Below are 412 nucleotides of genomic sequence, written 5' to 3'. Positions count from 1 at the left end.
GATCGATCGCTCACCGAAAATCGTCTCATTCGAAGCGGACACGTTCCGTCAAGCGGAGCTCACGCTCAACCGCGTCATCGATGAGACGTTCTTGAGCGAATTGACGGTCGAAGGTGCGACGGTCGAGTCGGTTGAGAAATCAGGCGACAAATCGGTCACGGTCCGCTTCAGTGCCGATATCGACTTGGCGGCGGTCATCACGGCGAAACATCCGACGTTCGGAGAGAAAGTGCTCCAAGCGGGCGACGTCCTCCGTTCACCGGAGTTCGATGCGAAGTACGCCTATGACGGCAAGCTCGGCGTGACGTACAAGCACTCAAAATCACAGTTCGTCCTGTGGGCCCCGACGGCTCAAGACGTCAAGCTCGAGCTATGGAACATGCCGAAAACGCGTCCTGCTTCAGATAAAGAC

The 412-nt window shown here is 56.8% G+C and carries 1 protein-coding gene; it reads left to right on the top strand.

Translation table 11 applies throughout. The features are described 5' to 3' along the window. On the top strand, positions 1–412 hold a 412-nt coding region (locus tag ACSV5T_RS09735; RefSeq protein ID WP_438320977.1), incomplete at both ends, for a hypothetical protein.

This window comes from Veillonella sp. ZSJB6 (assembly GCF_051549505.1).
In the GTDB taxonomy this organism is placed as follows: domain Bacteria; phylum Bacillota; class Negativicutes; order Veillonellales; family Veillonellaceae; genus Veillonella.
Note: the sequence above shows the minus strand (reverse complement) of the source record. Positions and strands in the feature narration are given on the sequence as shown.